Raw genomic sequence first — 14,944 nt, 5'->3', positions numbered from 1 at the left:
CTAGACTCCTTTGAGGGTGATGCGCACCCTCGGGGAGGCTGGCTGACCGCGATGGGACCCGACTGGATCGACGAGGCCCGGGCAAAACTCCTCCAACTCCGGCGCGGGGCGGGAGCCTGGGGTTACCGCGCGAATACATCACCGGCCGTTGAGCCTTCGGCCCTCGCCGGGCTGGCCCTGATGGCAACGGAACCGGCCCCCGACGGCCCGGGTCGCCGGCTGGCCCGGGAGACGGGCCGTTGGCTCGCCTCGATCCGACGGCCCGACGGCTCGACCGGAGTCTCGACCCTACTGGCCGAGCCTGGTTGGACCACCCCCTATTCGGTCCTGCTCTGGGCCGCGACGGGCGGCTTCGACGCCGATCGGGCCTCGGCTTGCCGCTGGCTCCTCGCGACCGAAGGGTTGGCCGTCCCTAAGATCAAGGACGACCCGATGGGTCACGACGGGATGCTCGTCGGCTGGCCCTGGGTCGAAGGGACGCATTCCTGGGTCGAGCCGACCTCGCTGGCCTTGCTCGCGCTGCGCCGCGAGGGGCATGCCGGTCATCGCCGGGCGATCGAGGGGGGCCGGGTTCTCCTCGATCGGGCGATTCCGGGAGGGGGCTGGAACGCGGGGAACACGGTGGTTTTCGGGACGGCGCTCCGCCCGTTGCCCGGCCCGTCCGGCCTGGCGCTGCTGGGCCTTTGGGGGGCCGACGATCCCTCCGGGGTCATTCGGGCGGGGATCGTCTGGCTCGCCGACGCCCTGGCCGGGACGATGGCTCCCGTCTCGATCGGCTGGGGTTCGCTGGGCCTCCGGGCCTGGGGAGCCACCCCCTCCTGGCTGCCCGAGCGGATCGAGGCCTCGGCCCGCAAGGTCCTCTCTCGCGCCCCCGATGCGGTCGAACTGGCCTTGCTACTCCTGGCCGCCGGCGAGCGATCATTGGCGGTCCTGGGGATTTCTCCGGGCCGGGAGGTAGCTTCGGATGCTTGAATCGGGACGCTTCACGCCGCTCAGTCCGACACGCCGGGGCCTCCTGGGCGCGGCGGCGGCGGCCATCTCCGCCGGCCCGGCCTGGTCGCTCTGGAAGGCGGAAGAGGCCAGATGGCGGGCCGACGTCGTCGTGGCCTGTGCCGGGTCGTACGACGTCGACCTGGTCGGGGTGATCCGCGACGGACTGGCCGAACTGGGCCTGGGTCGGGCCTGGGCCCGAGGCAAGTCGATCCTGCTGAAGCCGAACCTGGTCGAGCCGTCGCGAACGGCACCCCAGGTGAACACCCACCCCTGGGTGGTCCGGGCCGTGGCCGATGTGTTCCGATCGTGGGACGCGCGCGAGGTTTTCGTCGCCGAAGGCCAGGGGCATTGCCGCGACACCGGGTTCGTCCTGGAGCAGTCGGGCCTCGGCCCGGTCCTGGAGGAGTCGGGGCTCGAATTCGTCGACCTGAATCACGACGATGTCTTCGAGGTCCCCAATCGTCGGGGCTTCACCGGGCTCCGATCGCTCTACCTGCCGTCCACGCTCCGGCGTGCCGACCTGGTGGTCTCGCTGCCCAAGATGAAGACGCACCACTGGGCGGGCGTCACGCTGGCCATGAAGAATCTCTTCGGGGTGATGCCCGGAGTGGCCTATGGTTGGCCCAAGAACGTACTGCACAAGGCGGGCATCTCCGGCTCGATCCTCGACATCAATGCGGCGGTGAAACCGTCGCTGGCGATCGTCGACGGGATCGTCGGGATGGAGGGGGATGGGCCGATCATGGGGACTCCCGTGGCTTCGGGCGTCCTCGTGATGGGGGCCAATCTCCCGGCCGTCGACGCGACGGCCGCCCGGCTGATGGGCCTCGATCCTCGGCGAATTCCATATCTGGCGGAAGCCTCGGGGCGTCTCGGTCCGATCGCCGATCGGCACATCCGTCAGCGAGGCGAGTCGATCGACCGGCTGGCCCGCACCTTCGCCATCCTTGATCACCCGAGCCTCTCGTTCCTCCGAGGTTGATCCACCATCGGTGATCGATGGGGGAGGCCTCGTTCGCGATTCCTCGGGCGATTCGAGGGAGGGTACGCCTTGCAAGCTCTCCGACCATGCTTCATCGCAAACGCGAGCTAGGATTCTCGGGTGGCACCTCGCCGGCCCCCGATTTCCTCATCTTGAGACAAGGACGAAAGCAATCATGACTCGAATGAACGGCCCGATGAACGGTCTGTTAAGCCCGCCCCCCGCCTCTGGCGAGGAGCGGATGATGCGGATCAAGACCGAGCTGCACCAGAAGCTGATCTCCGAGATGGACCTCTCGGCGATGGGCTCGCTCAGTGAGGATGAACTGCGCGAGGAGGTCCGCCGGGGCGCCGAGCAGCTCTGCCGCCAGAGTAACGACCTCCTGAGCATGGCCGAGCGCGAGCGCCTGATCGGCGAGGTGCTGGACGAGACCTTCGGGATCGGGCCGCTGGAAGCCCTGATGCGCGACCCGACGGTCTCCGACATCCTGGTCAACGGGCCGAAGTGCGTCTACGTCGAGCGTCGGGGGAGGCTCAGCCGTTCCGAGATCGTCTTCAACGACGAGAAGCACCTCATCGAGATCGTCCGGCGGATCGTCGGGCGGGTGGGCCGCCGGGTCGATGAGACCTCGCCGCTCTGCGACGCCCGCCTACCGGACGGCTCCCGAGTCAACGCGGTGATCCCGCCCCTGGCGCTGGACGGGACACTGCTCTCGATCCGGCGATCGTCGAAGTCGCCGCTCCAGTTCAAGGACCTGGTCGAGAAGAAGGCGATCACCGCCGAGATGGTCGAGTTCCTGGCCGCGGCCACCCGGGCCCGGGTGAACATGGTGGTCTCCGGCGGCACCGGCTCGGGCAAGACGACCCTGATGAACGCCCTCTCCAAGTTCATCCCCGAGGATGAACGGGTGGCGACCATCGAGGACGCCGCGGAACTCCGGCTCCAGCAGCCGCACGTGGTCCGCATGGAGACCCGGCCGGCGAACATCGAGGGCAATGGCGCGATCATGACCCGCGACCTGGTCAAGAACGCCCTCCGAATGAGGCCCGACCGGATCATCGTCGGAGAGTGCCGGGGCGGCGAGACGCTCGACATGTTGCAGGCGATGAACACCGGCCACGACGGTTCGATGACAACAATCCACGCCAACGACACGAGGGACGCGATCGGGCGTATGGAGATGATGGTCGGCATGGCCGGTTTCGACCTGCCGATCTGGATCATCCGCCGCCAGATCGCCTCGGCCGTGCAGATCATCGTCCAGGCCGCTCGCCTCTCCGGAGGGGCCAGGAAGATCATCAAGATCTCGGAAATCGTCGGGATGGAAGAGGACGTGGTGAGCATGCAGGATCTCTTCGTCTTCAAGCAGACCGGGGTCGACGAGGACCGCGTGGCCCAGGGCTATCATTTCTGCACCGGCATCCGACCGAAGTGCCTGGACGCGCTGGAGTCGGCCGGGGAGAAGCTGCCGACCGAACTATTCGAGCGACGGATCCTCTCGGGCTCCCGGATGGGAGAAACCCCCCGATGAGCCCGGGCTTGCTCTCAGGACTGGCCGCGTTGACGGCGGTGACGGGCATCCTGGCGGTGGCCCAACTCGTCTCCGAGGTCTTCCTTCGGGACCGCTCGCGGGTCAACGACCGCGTCGATGCCGAGTTCCTCAAGAAGAAGAGCCAGCAGGTCAAGAAGACGCCCCTCTTCAAGAACCTCGGCGAGGTGGCGTCTGAGCTGGGGAGCGACGCGACTCCATCGGCCAGGCAACGCTTCGAGTTGATGATCGAGCAATCCGGGCTGGAGACGACCCCGAGCCGGGTCATGGGAACTGCGGTGGTGATGGGCCTGTCGTTGGGATTGGCCACCTTCTTCTTCCGATGGAATCCGATCGATGCCTTGGTCGCCACCTTGCTGGGGTTTGTCCTCCCGATACTCCGCGTCAAGCGCGCCCGGACCAGGCGCATGGAGAAGCTCCGATCCCAGCTCGCCGATGCCTTCGAGTTGATGGCTCGAGTGGTCCGCGCGGGCCAGACCCTCTCGCAGGCACTCCTGGCCGTGGCCGACGAATTCCCGCAGCCGATCTCCACGGAGTTCGCCTACTGCTACGAGCAGCAGAACCTCGGGCTCTCGCCCGAGACAACCTTCCGCGACATGACCCGCCGGACCGGCGTGATCGAGCTGAAGATCTTCGTGCTGGCCGTGCTCGTCCAGCAGCAGACCGGCGGCAACCTGGCCGAGTTGCTCACCAAGCTGGCCACGGTGGTCCGCGAACGCTACATCATTCGCGGGACGATCCGGACCCTGACCGCCGAGGGGCGGATGCAGGGCTGGATGCTCGCCGGCCTCCCGCCGCTGATGCTCCTGCTCCTGGTCGTCCTGAACCCCGGCTATGCCTCGGTCCACTTCCAGCACCCCAACAATCTCCTGATCACTTTCGGGGTCGAGGGCCTGGGCGTCCTCTGGATTCGCAAGATCGTCAATTTTGACTTCTGAGGTGAGAGGCGATCGAGAAATACGGAAATCTTAAAAATGAACTATGATTATATTGTAATGTTTATGTCTTTTGCAATGGGCGTGTCACTTGTGGGCCTCTTCGGCCTGCTGCTGAACGGACGGAGAGGCAAGCTCGATGCAAGGATCGAGTCCTTGGCTAGCCGCGATCAGCCCGAGGAGAAGAGCGAGACCGTGGCGTCGATCGCCCGCACGGCGCTCCCTAAGATGGGCAAGATCATCGTCCCCGAGGACGAGGCCGAGCGGACGAAGCTCCGCGCCAGGCTGATTCATGCCGGTCTCTATAACAGGCAAGCAATGCATATATTTTTGGGTGTAAAGTTGTTCTTGCTGTCCTCGGCGACGATCGTCGGCATCGGGCTGACTTTGGCGAAGGTCATGCCGGTCTCCAAGGCGCTGCCGCTCTCGCTGGTACTCTTCTTCATCGGCATGATCGGCCCAGGCTTCTGGCTGGACAGCCGCAAGAAGGCCCGGCAAATGCTGCTACGCCGAGGCTTGCCCGACGCATTAGACGTCCTGACCATCTGCCTGGAGGGGGGCCTTGGTTTCCAGGCCGGGCTGAAGCGGGTGTCGGATGAGCTCATGACGGCCCATCCGGTCCTCGGTTCCGAGCTGAAGATCGTCGACCGCGAGATTCAACTCGGCCGCGGTCCCGGCGAGGCGCTCCATCACTTCGCCCAGCGGACCGACCTCGAGGAAGCCCTGAGCCTGGCCTCGGTCGTCGGACAGTCTGAACGATTCGGCGCCAGTCTGGTCAAGAGCATCCGGAACCATTCCGAGACACTCCGGATTAAGCGAAAGCAGAGCGCCGAGGAGAAGGCGCAGAAAGCCTCGACCAAGATCCTGATCCCGACCCTGCTTCTGATCTTTCCCGCCGTCTTCGTAATCCTCCTGGCACCGGCTGTCTATCAAGTCATGGCGATGTTCGCCAAGGGAGATCCTCCCCAATGAGGCGCGAAATCAGGCCAACTCGCCGGCGGCGGGGTGCCGTCGCCGTGGAACTTGCACTCTCGATGGTCCTGGTGATCCTGCCGATGCTCTTCGGGATCTGGGAGATCGGCTGCCTGCTCGATGCCCAGCAGACATTGACCTCTGCCGTCCGCGAGGGGGGGCGTCAAGCGGCCTCCGGAGCGATGACCAACGCCCAGGTCAGGCAGGTGGTCCTGCAATATCTCAGTAACGCCGGGGTGAGCACGACCAATGTGGTCGTGACGGTTACTAATACGGGGAGCGGCACCGATGTCTCCCTGGCCACGCAACTTGACCCGATCATCGTGTCGGCGACCCTGCCGTTCGCCAACGTCGACTGGTCGTCGACCGGCCAGTTCGTCCCCCGGACCGCCACCCTGACCGCCTCCTGCCAGTGGTATTCGGCGAAGGATATTCCCTACGCCTCGCCACCGGCCGCCCCCCTCCAGTGATGCCATCCATCCGATCCGAGGCCGGCTACTCGCCGGTGAAGCCCAGATGAGAAACCCCCGGAAATCCCGCCGACGGCGCGGTGCCGCGATGGTCGAGAGCTCCATCGGGCTCATCTTCCTGCTCTTCGTGATCTTCGGCATTATCGAATATGGGCAGGTCATCATGGCCCGTCAGATGCTCGTTAACGCCGCCAGGACCGCCGCACGAGCCGCCTCCTCGGGTCGACAGGCGGCGACCTTCCCCGACGGTACCGCAACTCCCGACCCCGGAGGTGTCGTCACGACGGCCTTCCTCAATACCTGGATCTCAAAGTCTTTGGCAGCCTCGCCACTGACGAGCATCAACCCACAATACTACGGGTCGAATGCCGACTGTACGCCCAACACATCGATCCCCTGGGACTCTACGGGATTCGGCGGCGGTTTTTTTATCGACATCCGCGCCACCTACATTCCGCTCTTTTCGGGAAACCGATTCAACGTCGGGAACAACGGACAGTCCGCGCCGATCGTCGGCTCCGCGACCTTGCGCTCGCTGGTCTTCGCCCGGGCCGAGGCGAACAACTGATGGACACGATCGCCCGTCACACCGAAGGAGTTCGAGCAAAATGACAAGCCAACGAAAGTCCTCCCAGAGACGCGGTTCAGTTATGCCAGTGGTGGCCCTCCTGATGGTTGCGCTCTGTGGGTTCACTGCCATCTCTGTGGAGATTTCCACAATCGCATCGCTCAAGGTCCAATGCCAGAACGCGGCCGATGCGGCCGCCCTGGCCGGCGCGCGAACTCTCGACGGCTCCGACTCGCCGAAGACCTCTCAGGCGAGGAGCAACGCCTTGGCTGCCGCCGCGGCGAATACGGCTCTCGGACTTAATGACGCAGGCGCCATGGCATTGGTCGCGTTCCGGTCCTCGGAGGTGGGTGTCACTTGCGGGACCTACCACTACGACAGTCAGTCTCAAAGGTTCTATCCCGCCTACACGTTGGGGGACGCCGAGACATACAACCTCGTCCAGGTTTCGGCCCAGCGAGCCGTAAGAAACGCATTCTTCTCGGTCGGGGGTGGTGGCAGCCCCGCCGTCAATCAGACTGTGGTGGCCAGGGCTGTTGCAGCGCACCGACCTCGCGACATTGCGATCGTTCTGGACTTCTCCGGCTCGATGAACAACGAGAGTGATCTCTGGAATTGCGAGTCTTATCTCGGTTCATATAATGGTAAATCAAACAATTCGGACCCGGTGGTCCCCGCCTTCGGGCATTATTCCAGCTCCGGCGCGTCGCTGGTGTCGACCTCGACGGCCCCGGGTGGGCAGTGTAACCTGACCCAGTCGATCCAGGGGACGCCAGCCCTGGTCGACGGTTTCTTCCAGAACGCAAGGACCGTGACCACCGGTGCCGCCGCGTTCGTCGCTCAACCCAATTCGTATGCGACGCAACCCAAGGGTGACGTTCCGGTCTACGTGAACAACACCGGGTCCGGCAGCTTCGCGCAGACCATCAATCAGATGCTGGGCACCTCGAACACGACCACGATTTCTCAGAACTCCACGGCAGACTACTTCGAGAACGGCTCGACCCCATCCGGGAGCCAGGGGAGCTCGGACTCTCCGTCAGCCGGATATGACAGGCTCTATGCCCAGACCACGCCCGCCTCGCCGAGCGGCAGGAATACGGTTGGATTGCCGGGCTTCTCGGGTTATACGGTGGGCCCGAAATATTGGGGAAAGACCTTCTTCCAGTGGCCGCCGGACCCCCGTCCTTCCCGGGATTGGCGCCAGCTGTATTTCACCACCTCCTCGGGCAGCCCTGTCACGGACAACACGGCTCTCTGGGACAGTTCGTCGAAGGCCTGGCAGCCCCCCTACGAATCGGGGGTGACGAATTACAAGGTCAACTACAAGGCGATCCTTAGCTGGATCAAGACGACGGGCCCCAACCCCTTCCCGCCGATCCTCCGAGCCGGGCGCATCCTCTACTACGACCAGATCCCCGACGACGTCCCGGCCTCGGCCTACAATCACAACCAGCTCAACAGCAACATCACCGATCCGAATCAGCGGTTCTGGAAGGAATATATCGACTACTCGCTGGGCATCTGGCGTGATCCCTACGGCAACGTGCAGGCGGCCGGCAGTCCCTCTTGTAGCATGGGCCCGGATTACAATTGGGGGACCATTCAGGTGAGCGCCCGGCCGACGGGATCGGCGGGAAATAACAAGCGACTCGCCTACATGAACTACAACGACAACCCGCCGAGGCCTCGCCACCGGATGTGGTTCGGCCCGATGACCCTGATTCAATTCATCTCCGACACCGGGATCAATCCGGGGACAGAGCGAGATATTTCGACCTATTCGGCGAAACTGGGGATCGCGTCTGTACTTCAGGATATTCAGGTCAATCACCCCAACGATTCGGTGGCGATCCTCATCTACAATCGGCCGCAATACAATGGCGAGCCATCGGTCGGCCGGTTCAATCTGCCGCTGTTTAACCTGAATCGCGATTACTCCGCGATGATTGACGCGATGTGGTACCCGCCCAATAGCGGCACGGATGATGTCCGTCCCTGGGACGAGGACGGCAACCTGGCCCCTCGGGCCGACTTCGACTTCACCAGCAACACCGCCACCCAGCACGGGCTGATGCTGGCATATAACCAGATGAGCGGATCCTCCACCGTGAGTAATCTCGGGGCAGGGGGCCTGGGTCGCAAGGGTGCCAAGCGGCTTGTGATCCTCGAGACCGACGGCATGGCCAACGTCAACACAAACGCCGGATTCACCAATAACGGAGCCATCAACTCGTACTATAGAATCCTGCCGGGGCAGAGTTTCACCGCCGCTGGATACAACCAGAATTCTCTCCTCCAGGTCGCACAAGCGATCTGCAACAATGGCAATGGCGTAGCCGGGACGCCCAACTCGGAGGTGGCCAATCCCGGCTATCCGGGCTTTGCTACCTCGAATAAGCCGGTCCTGATCCACACGATCGCCTTTGGTGTCGTCTTCGAGATTGCTAGCTCGTCGCAGACCAGCGCGGTGGACCTGCTGCAAAGCATCTCGGCGATCGGAGGGACGACCTTCCCGTCAAGTCCCAGCGACCCGGACAACGGGTACAAGTGGTGCACAGGAAGCCTCTCGACCCGCCTGCAGAAGCTCCAGCAGGCATTCGCCAATGTCCTCGACGATGGCAATTCCGTCTCATTGATCCAGTGATCCTCATCACGAACCACGGGCCGACACCATGACTGCCGTCTTGGAGCTAAGAGAGGTTACTAAGGAGTACAGGGCCGGCCCGCTCGGACTTGGCCGGCGCCGGGCTGTCGATCGTGCCAACCTGCGCGTCGAGGCCGGCGAGGCGGTCGGCCTGGCCGGGCCGAACCGCGCGGGCAAGACGACGCTCCTGAAGCTAGCGATGTCACTCTGCCGCCCGAGTTCGGGCCGGGTGGATCGGATGGGGAAACCCGGGCAAGATCGGTCCACCCTGGCGGAGATCGGCTACGTCCACGAAGGAATGGCTTTCCCACCCTATCTGACAGCCTCGGCGCTCCTGAACCAGTATGGGGCGTTGGCGGGCGTCCCGTCCGGTGTCCGACGCCGGAGGGCCTCCGAGTTGCTGGAGCGAGTCGGGCTCGGAGACCGGAGGGCCGAACCGATCGGGCGCTTCAGCAAGGGCATGCTCCAGAGATTGGCCCTGGCCCAGTCGATGATCAATCGACCGACCTTGCTTGTCCTGGACGAGCCCAACGAGGGGCTCGATCTCCCCGGCCGCGACCTCGTGGTCGACCTCGTGGATGAGCACCGGAGACGGGGAGGAGCGGTATTGCTCGTCTCCCACTTGCTGGCCGATCTCGACCGACTCTGCAACCGCGTTGTCGTGGTGGTCTCGGGCCGGGTCGTCCACGACGGCCCGATCGAGGGCCTGGGAGAGGGCCCCGGCGGGATCGAAATGGCCCTTCGGGCTCTGTATCGAAGAACGGAGGAGTCCTCGTGAGTCTCTCGAAGATCGCCCGTCCGCCCCGTCCCTCGGCCACTCACCATGAGGTCGATCGTCCCTCGGAAGACTACTCAGCCACGCCAGGCGGCACCCGGTTGGCCGCCTCGGCCGTTACCGAGTTGGTCTCCGACACGATCCAACAGGCGATGGCGAGCCGGATGATGCACCTGGCCCTGGCCCTGGCCTTCCTGGGCTTGCTGGCCTGTCTGAGCATCGGAGTGGAAGGACCTCGGCAGCTCCTGATCGACGGCGAGATCGAACTGCTCGACGCTCAGAATCGGCCGATCGAAGCGCCCGGAGCCTCGCTTGGGCGGATGACGATCGGCTTCGGTCTCGCGTCGGTGGGCAACTTCCGCGACGCCGAGTCTCAGGTCCGATTCCTCCAGGCGATCCTGGCCCGATGGGCGGCCGGGGTGGCCGGGACGTTGATCTTGCTGGCCTCGACTGCGGGCTTTCTCCCCGACTTCCTCCGGCCGGGAGTCTCGACGGTGCTCCTGACTAAGCCGGTCCCTCGATGGGCCTTGCTGGCCGGCAAATCGATCGGCGTCCTTTCGTTCGTCGCGGGCTTGGCCGGGCTTTTTGTGCTCGGAACCTGGTTGGCCCTGGGGGTGAGGACCGGAGTCTGGGCCTCCGGATATCTACTGGCCTGGCCGCTCTTAGTGACGCAATTTGCGGGGCTCTATGCGGCCTCGGTTGTCGCCGCGACCTGCACGAGGAACACCGCTGCCAGCTTGTTCGCGGCCTTGGCCTGCTGGATGATCTGCCTGGGTGTCAATGGGGCCAGGGAGACTCTTCTGGTCCCGGATGGGTCCCCTGCGACTTCCTCCATTGCTATGTCTGCCGTCGAGGCAGCATATTGGATCTTGCCCAAGCCGGTCGACTTCTCGAAGGCCCTCGACCGTGCCGTCTCGGCCTCGGATCACTTCTCAGGCTCGGATGGTCCCCCGATTGGCACGTTTGCTCTCGCCGCTTCGGTAGGCACTTCGCTAGCCTTCGCCGTCGTCATGCTGGGTATCGGGGCCAGACAGCTTGAGACGACGGATTATTGACCTGCGAAGGTTGGTATTTATCCTCGAGGTTGACAGTCTCAGAGATTTAACCTTGACTCTTGATAGAGTTCGACCCTTCCCGCTCGATTAATTGTAGATATGGAGGCTTCTGTCTGATGAGGAAATTCCTTTGCAATCTGGTCGGTGGGGAAGAAGGAGCCACGATGGTCGAGTACGCCCTGATGGTTGCCCTGATCGGCGCGGCGCTGGTCACGGTCGTCACATCGTTGGGTTCGGCAATCAGCGGCAAGTTTACTGATGTCTCGACCTCGATCACCGGCACTAGCTGAGCAGGAGCCGAATCCCGCGAGGATCCGGCCCATTGCTGATCCCGGATCTCGGATCCCGAGGCGTTCATTCGCGACGCCTCGGGATCCGAGATCCGGGATCTCGTTCCGGGTGGCCTCATTTCGGTCCTCGATTGGGAAGGGGGACCGTCATCCTCGGCTCAGCGGGACTGGCTGGCCGAGGCCCGACTCACGGCCGGGTCGGCCTTGGTGGGAAGCTCCTTCGAATCTGCCAGCGAGCGTGCTTGATCCTGGCCCGCCAGGGCGACGCTCGCCGCTCTCAAGCCTTCCGTCGCCAGGGTCGACTTGGGTTTGGCGATCAGTGCCAGCTTGTATTCCTTCCTGGCATCCTCCAGCCGTCCCTCCAGCGAGTACACCAGCCCGAGATTGGCGCGAGCGTCGGCCGGGTCGCATCCGGCCAGGGCGAATTCCTTGAGAGCCTCGTCGGAATTCCCCTGCCGGGCGAGGACCAGCCCGAGGTTGGTATGGCTCCGGGCGTGCGAAGGGCTCAGGGAGATCGCCTTCTTCAGGCAATCCTCGGCGTCGGCCCAACGGCGTCGGAGGTAATAGCTGTAGCCCCGATCGCAGAGGATCTCCGGGTCTTTCGGGGCGAGCTTCAAGGCTCGTGCAAAATGCTTGTCCGCCGTCTTGACGTCCCCTCGCTTGTCGAGGAGGACCGCGAGCCGGGCCTCGGCGTCGGCCCGCTTCGGGTCGCGCTCCAGGGCGGAGAGATAAGCGGCCTCGGCCTCGGCGGGCTTTCCTTCTTCTTCCTGGGACCGGCCCAGTGCGACCCCGATGTCGGCCGCCTGCCGCTTCGTCACTTCGGCGCGCGAGCCGGAATCGAGAAGCGCGGCCGAGGAATGCTCCTTGGACCGGGTTGCGAGCGGGTGGCAGCCCGCGAGCAGCCCGAGGACCGCCATCGACGCGAGGAAATGAACCCGGGATGGGTGGCGATCGGTCATGGCCGGTTCACTCCTCTGGTTGATCATGGATTGATCCCGCCATTCGCCGCGGCACCCGAGATTCCCGTCACTCCGCTCGGGCTGTTCACTCCGTTGCTGTTGATCGGGATCGGTGGGCCGTAAGCCTGGGTCCGCCCCAGCGAGTTGCCCGCGATGACCTGAGAATCCGGGCCCGAGAGGCCCACCGGCAACGGCACCCCCACGAAAATGCGGTCGGCCGAGATCGGAGTCGGGGCGATGGCCAGCCTGGCCACGATCGCCATTCTCCGGGCCTCGGCCAGGGCCGGCTGGTCCGGGGTCCGCTCCACGATCAGGGGGAATGGGCTGGCCGCCAGCTGCGGCGCGATCTTGGCGAGCTGGTCGAGCCCCCTCGGGCTCAACTCGGCCGAATTCGGCAGGAAGTCGAACCGATACAGGACCATCCGGGCCGCCGCGCCATTGGCGACCATCGCCAGGCCGTTGTCGTAGAGCGAGGCACCGAGCGGTCGGGGCTCGAAGTTCTCGGGGTAGCCGAACCACTTACCCTGGAGCCGTCGCCAGCACCACGAACGGCGCTTGAAGTCCACATGCTTGGGCTGGTGACGCTCCAGTGCGATCGGGTCGATCGGCCCCGGGAACCAGGTGGGCTGGAAACCACCGGGGGGGACCTGGACCACGTGCGGGTTGGGCCGGAGGATCGGCGAAGATTCGGAGGCCGGCCTCGGCTCGCTGATCATGCCTTCCGGGAGCGGGGGGAGCCCCGGAGGCAAGTCCTGGGAGTGGGCGGGGGCCGCGGGCCCCAGGCCCAGGATCAGGCCGGCGAACCATCGCCGGCGACGTTTCAGATACATCGCACCCTCCTTGCCGCGATGGGATGGCCTGGTGTCGGCCCCGGTCATTTCGAGTATCCCGACGGTCCGATCAGGTATTTCTTCTCGACGAGCGAGTGGCGGATCAGGTGGAGCGGGTCGTCATAAGAGGTGGTCGATCGCTTGTCGATCCCGGTCCGCCCCTCGATCCGATTGAGGAGGAAGAATTCCAGGTCGTTTGGCTGAAGGACTTCCTCGCCGGGCATGGCCGGGATCTGCCCCGGGGCCATCGGTTCGACGATATAGGGGGTGACGAGGACGACCAGCTCCTTCTCGATCCGGTTGCTGGTCGTGTTGCTGAAGAAACCGCCGATGTAAGGCAGGTCGCCGAGTCCGGGAAGCCGCTGGGTCTGGCCTTCCAGAGAGAGCTGCATCAGCCCGGCGATCGCCAGCGTCTCCCCTTGTCGGAGTTCGACCGTGGTGTGCGAGTTCCGGGTGTTCAGGCCCGGAGTCGGGGTGCCGCCGGGGACCAGCGTCGTCCCGATCGAAAAGTCGATCGAGCTGACTTCGGGGTCCACAGTCAGTCGGATGGTCTCGTTGTCTTGAATCAGGGGAAGGAACGATAGCCGGACGCCGAAGTCCTTGTACTGGACCGAGATGCCGCCGGCTCCGCTGACCCCGCTGGCCCCCTGGATGACCGGCACAGGGAACTGCCCGCCGGCCAGGAAGCTGGCCTGGTGGCCATTCAGGGCGATCAGGTTGGGCTCGGCCAGGATCTTCAAGAGATTGTTCCGCCGGAGGGCGTCGAGCACGAAGATGAAGTTGTTCTCGCTGCCGAACCGCCCGTAGAAGGTTCCCTGAGATCCGATATTCAGCCCCGTACTCAGGGCGTTGCCGGCGATCTGCGACCCGAAGAGGGCGTTGACGCCCGGGATCGCCGCGGCGAAGTCGGCCCCGATCTGACGGAACCCGGTCCGATTCAACTCGGCCACGCGGACCTTCAGCAGGACTTGCTGCGAGGTTGGCACTCGGATCAGGTTGATCACCGGGGCCGAGCCGGTCGCGATCTGATTGGCCGCTATCGCCCCCGGGGAGGCCATCGAAGGCCCGCCCGCGACCCCCGTGGCCCCGGGGGCCGTCGAGATTGGTCCGTTCGGGAGCGCGGGCAGCGGGGCTCCCCCGTCGGCCGGTTGGGGGGGGGGAGGAACATTGGGATTGCCGATCTGCGCCACATTTTGGACGTCCGCGACCTGCCCGGCGACCCGGACGGACTGGACAGAATTGATGTAGGAGCTGATGGTCGCAATGATCCTCGAGACCTGGGCGGCGTCGCGGGCCTGCCCCTCGACGACCACCTTGTCACGGACCTGCGAGAGTTCGAGCGAGGCGTCGGGGAACGCCTGGCGCAGTTGCACGCGGAGCGTGTCGAGATCCGCGACGACCTGGACCTCGTAGTCGTATGTCTTGCCCGAACCCGTGGTGATCGACAGGTCGGTCGTCCCCATTTTCTTGCCCAGCAGGCGGATCTGGCGGGGGCCAACCTGGAAGAAGTCGGTCACGCTCGGGTCGCCCACCGCCAGGAAGGGGGCCGGTTGCCCGGGGACCACCAGATTCTCTCGGAGCGAGAGAAATCGACCCTGGCCGACCTTGACCTCGATGAACGATCGGGTCTTGCCCATCGAATCGATGATCGAGTTGGACGTGTCGAACTCGTCGGCTTCGGGGGGCATGGGCAGTCGGGGGGTGATCCCGCTGATCGTCGGCGGTGGCGGCAGGTCGGCCGGCTCCTGGGCCGTCGAATTCGCCACCAGGCTCAGGCCCAGGGCCGCGGCGAGGCCGGCGGAGGACCGGAGCCGACCACGGTGGGGTCCACCAAAGGTGGGCATGGATCTCATGGACCGGTTCTCGCGGAAAGGACTGGGGGGTTGGGGTTCGATCACGTCAACATTGTCTATCGGCCG

General features: G+C 64.7%; 14 protein-coding genes. 11 read left to right on the top strand and 3 right to left on the bottom strand.

The window, feature by feature from the left end; translation table 11 throughout:
• Positions 1-51: 51 nt before the first annotated feature.
• From P12x_RS12210 to P12x_RS12160, 11 genes are all read left to right on the top strand, one after another.
• Positions 52-972 (top strand): hypothetical protein, encoded by a 921-nt coding sequence (locus tag P12x_RS12210; protein WP_435011144.1) that lies wholly within the window; start codon positions 52-54, stop codon positions 970-972.
• Complete coding sequence (locus P12x_RS12205; protein ID WP_435011143.1) at positions 965-1,975, top strand: DUF362 domain-containing protein; 1,011 nt, start codon at positions 965-967, stop codon at positions 1,973-1,975. The genes P12x_RS12210 and P12x_RS12205 overlap by 8 nt, the downstream gene beginning before the upstream one ends.
• Before the next feature lie 196 nt (positions 1,976-2,171).
• Entirely contained in the window at positions 2,172-3,506 is a 1,335-nt protein-coding gene (locus P12x_RS12200) for a CpaF family protein (protein ID WP_435011142.1), read from the top strand.
• A complete protein-coding gene (locus tag P12x_RS12195) occupies positions 3,503-4,462 on the top strand; it encodes a type II secretion system F family protein (protein ID WP_435011141.1) in 960 nt (319 codons plus the stop codon). The genes P12x_RS12200 and P12x_RS12195 overlap by 4 nt, the downstream gene beginning before the upstream one ends.
• A 153-nt stretch (positions 4,463-4,615) precedes the next feature.
• Positions 4,616-5,431 carry a type II secretion system F family protein gene (locus P12x_RS12190; RefSeq protein ID WP_435011140.1) on the top strand — a complete coding sequence of 272 codons (816 nt, stop codon included), beginning with the start codon at positions 4,616-4,618 and terminating at the stop codon, positions 5,429-5,431.
• A complete protein-coding gene (locus P12x_RS12185) occupies positions 5,428-5,901 on the top strand; it encodes a TadE/TadG family type IV pilus assembly protein (RefSeq protein WP_435011139.1) in 474 nt (157 codons plus the stop codon). The genes P12x_RS12190 and P12x_RS12185 overlap by 4 nt, the downstream gene beginning before the upstream one ends.
• Positions 5,902-5,989: 88 nt before the next feature.
• Positions 5,990-6,469, top strand: coding sequence for a TadE/TadG family type IV pilus assembly protein (locus P12x_RS12180; protein WP_435011138.1), 480 nt, complete (start codon positions 5,990-5,992; stop codon positions 6,467-6,469).
• Between the two features lie 40 nt (positions 6,470-6,509).
• Positions 6,510-9,116: a pilus assembly protein TadG-related protein gene (locus P12x_RS12175; protein WP_435011137.1), complete on the top strand. Its 2,607-nt coding sequence runs from the start codon at positions 6,510-6,512 to the stop codon at positions 9,114-9,116.
• 28 nt (positions 9,117-9,144) lie between these two features.
• A complete protein-coding gene (locus P12x_RS12170) occupies positions 9,145-9,894 on the top strand; it encodes an ABC transporter ATP-binding protein (RefSeq protein WP_435011136.1) in 750 nt (249 codons plus the stop codon).
• Positions 9,891-10,946 carry a hypothetical protein gene (locus P12x_RS12165; protein WP_435011135.1) on the top strand — a complete coding sequence of 352 codons (1,056 nt, stop codon included), beginning with the start codon at positions 9,891-9,893 and terminating at the stop codon, positions 10,944-10,946. The genes P12x_RS12170 and P12x_RS12165 overlap by 4 nt, the downstream gene beginning before the upstream one ends.
• A 116-nt stretch (positions 10,947-11,062) precedes the next feature.
• Positions 11,063-11,236 carry a Flp family type IVb pilin gene (locus P12x_RS12160; protein WP_435011134.1) on the top strand — a complete coding sequence of 58 codons (174 nt, stop codon included), beginning with the start codon at positions 11,063-11,065 and terminating at the stop codon, positions 11,234-11,236.
• 158 nt (positions 11,237-11,394) lie between these two features.
• On the opposite strand, the gene P12x_RS12155 is transcribed toward P12x_RS12160, so the two are convergent.
• Genes P12x_RS12155 through P12x_RS12145 form a run of 3 tightly spaced genes read right to left on the bottom strand, consistent with a single transcriptional unit; the run spans position 11,395 to position 14,878 of the window.
• Positions 11,395-12,195 carry a tetratricopeptide repeat protein gene (locus P12x_RS12155; protein ID WP_435011133.1) on the bottom strand — a complete coding sequence of 267 codons (801 nt, stop codon included), beginning with the start codon at positions 12,193-12,195 and terminating at the stop codon, positions 11,395-11,397.
• Positions 12,196-12,218: 23 nt separating this feature from the next.
• Positions 12,219-13,073, bottom strand: coding sequence for a hypothetical protein (locus P12x_RS12150; protein WP_435011132.1), 855 nt, complete (start codon positions 13,071-13,073; stop codon positions 12,219-12,221).
• Positions 13,070-14,878 carry a type II and III secretion system protein family protein gene (locus P12x_RS12145; RefSeq protein WP_435011131.1) on the bottom strand — a complete coding sequence of 603 codons (1,809 nt, stop codon included), beginning with the start codon at positions 14,876-14,878 and terminating at the stop codon, positions 13,070-13,072. The genes P12x_RS12150 and P12x_RS12145 overlap by 4 nt, the downstream gene beginning before the upstream one ends.
• Positions 14,879-14,944: the final 66 nt, after the last annotated feature.

Origin of the sequence: Tundrisphaera lichenicola, from assembly GCF_051175385.1 — a bacterium.
Taxonomy (GTDB): domain Bacteria; phylum Planctomycetota; class Planctomycetia; order Isosphaerales; family Isosphaeraceae; genus Tundrisphaera; species Tundrisphaera lichenicola.
The sequence above is the reverse complement of the archived record's forward strand: the minus strand, read 5'-3'. Positions and strand labels throughout refer to the sequence as shown.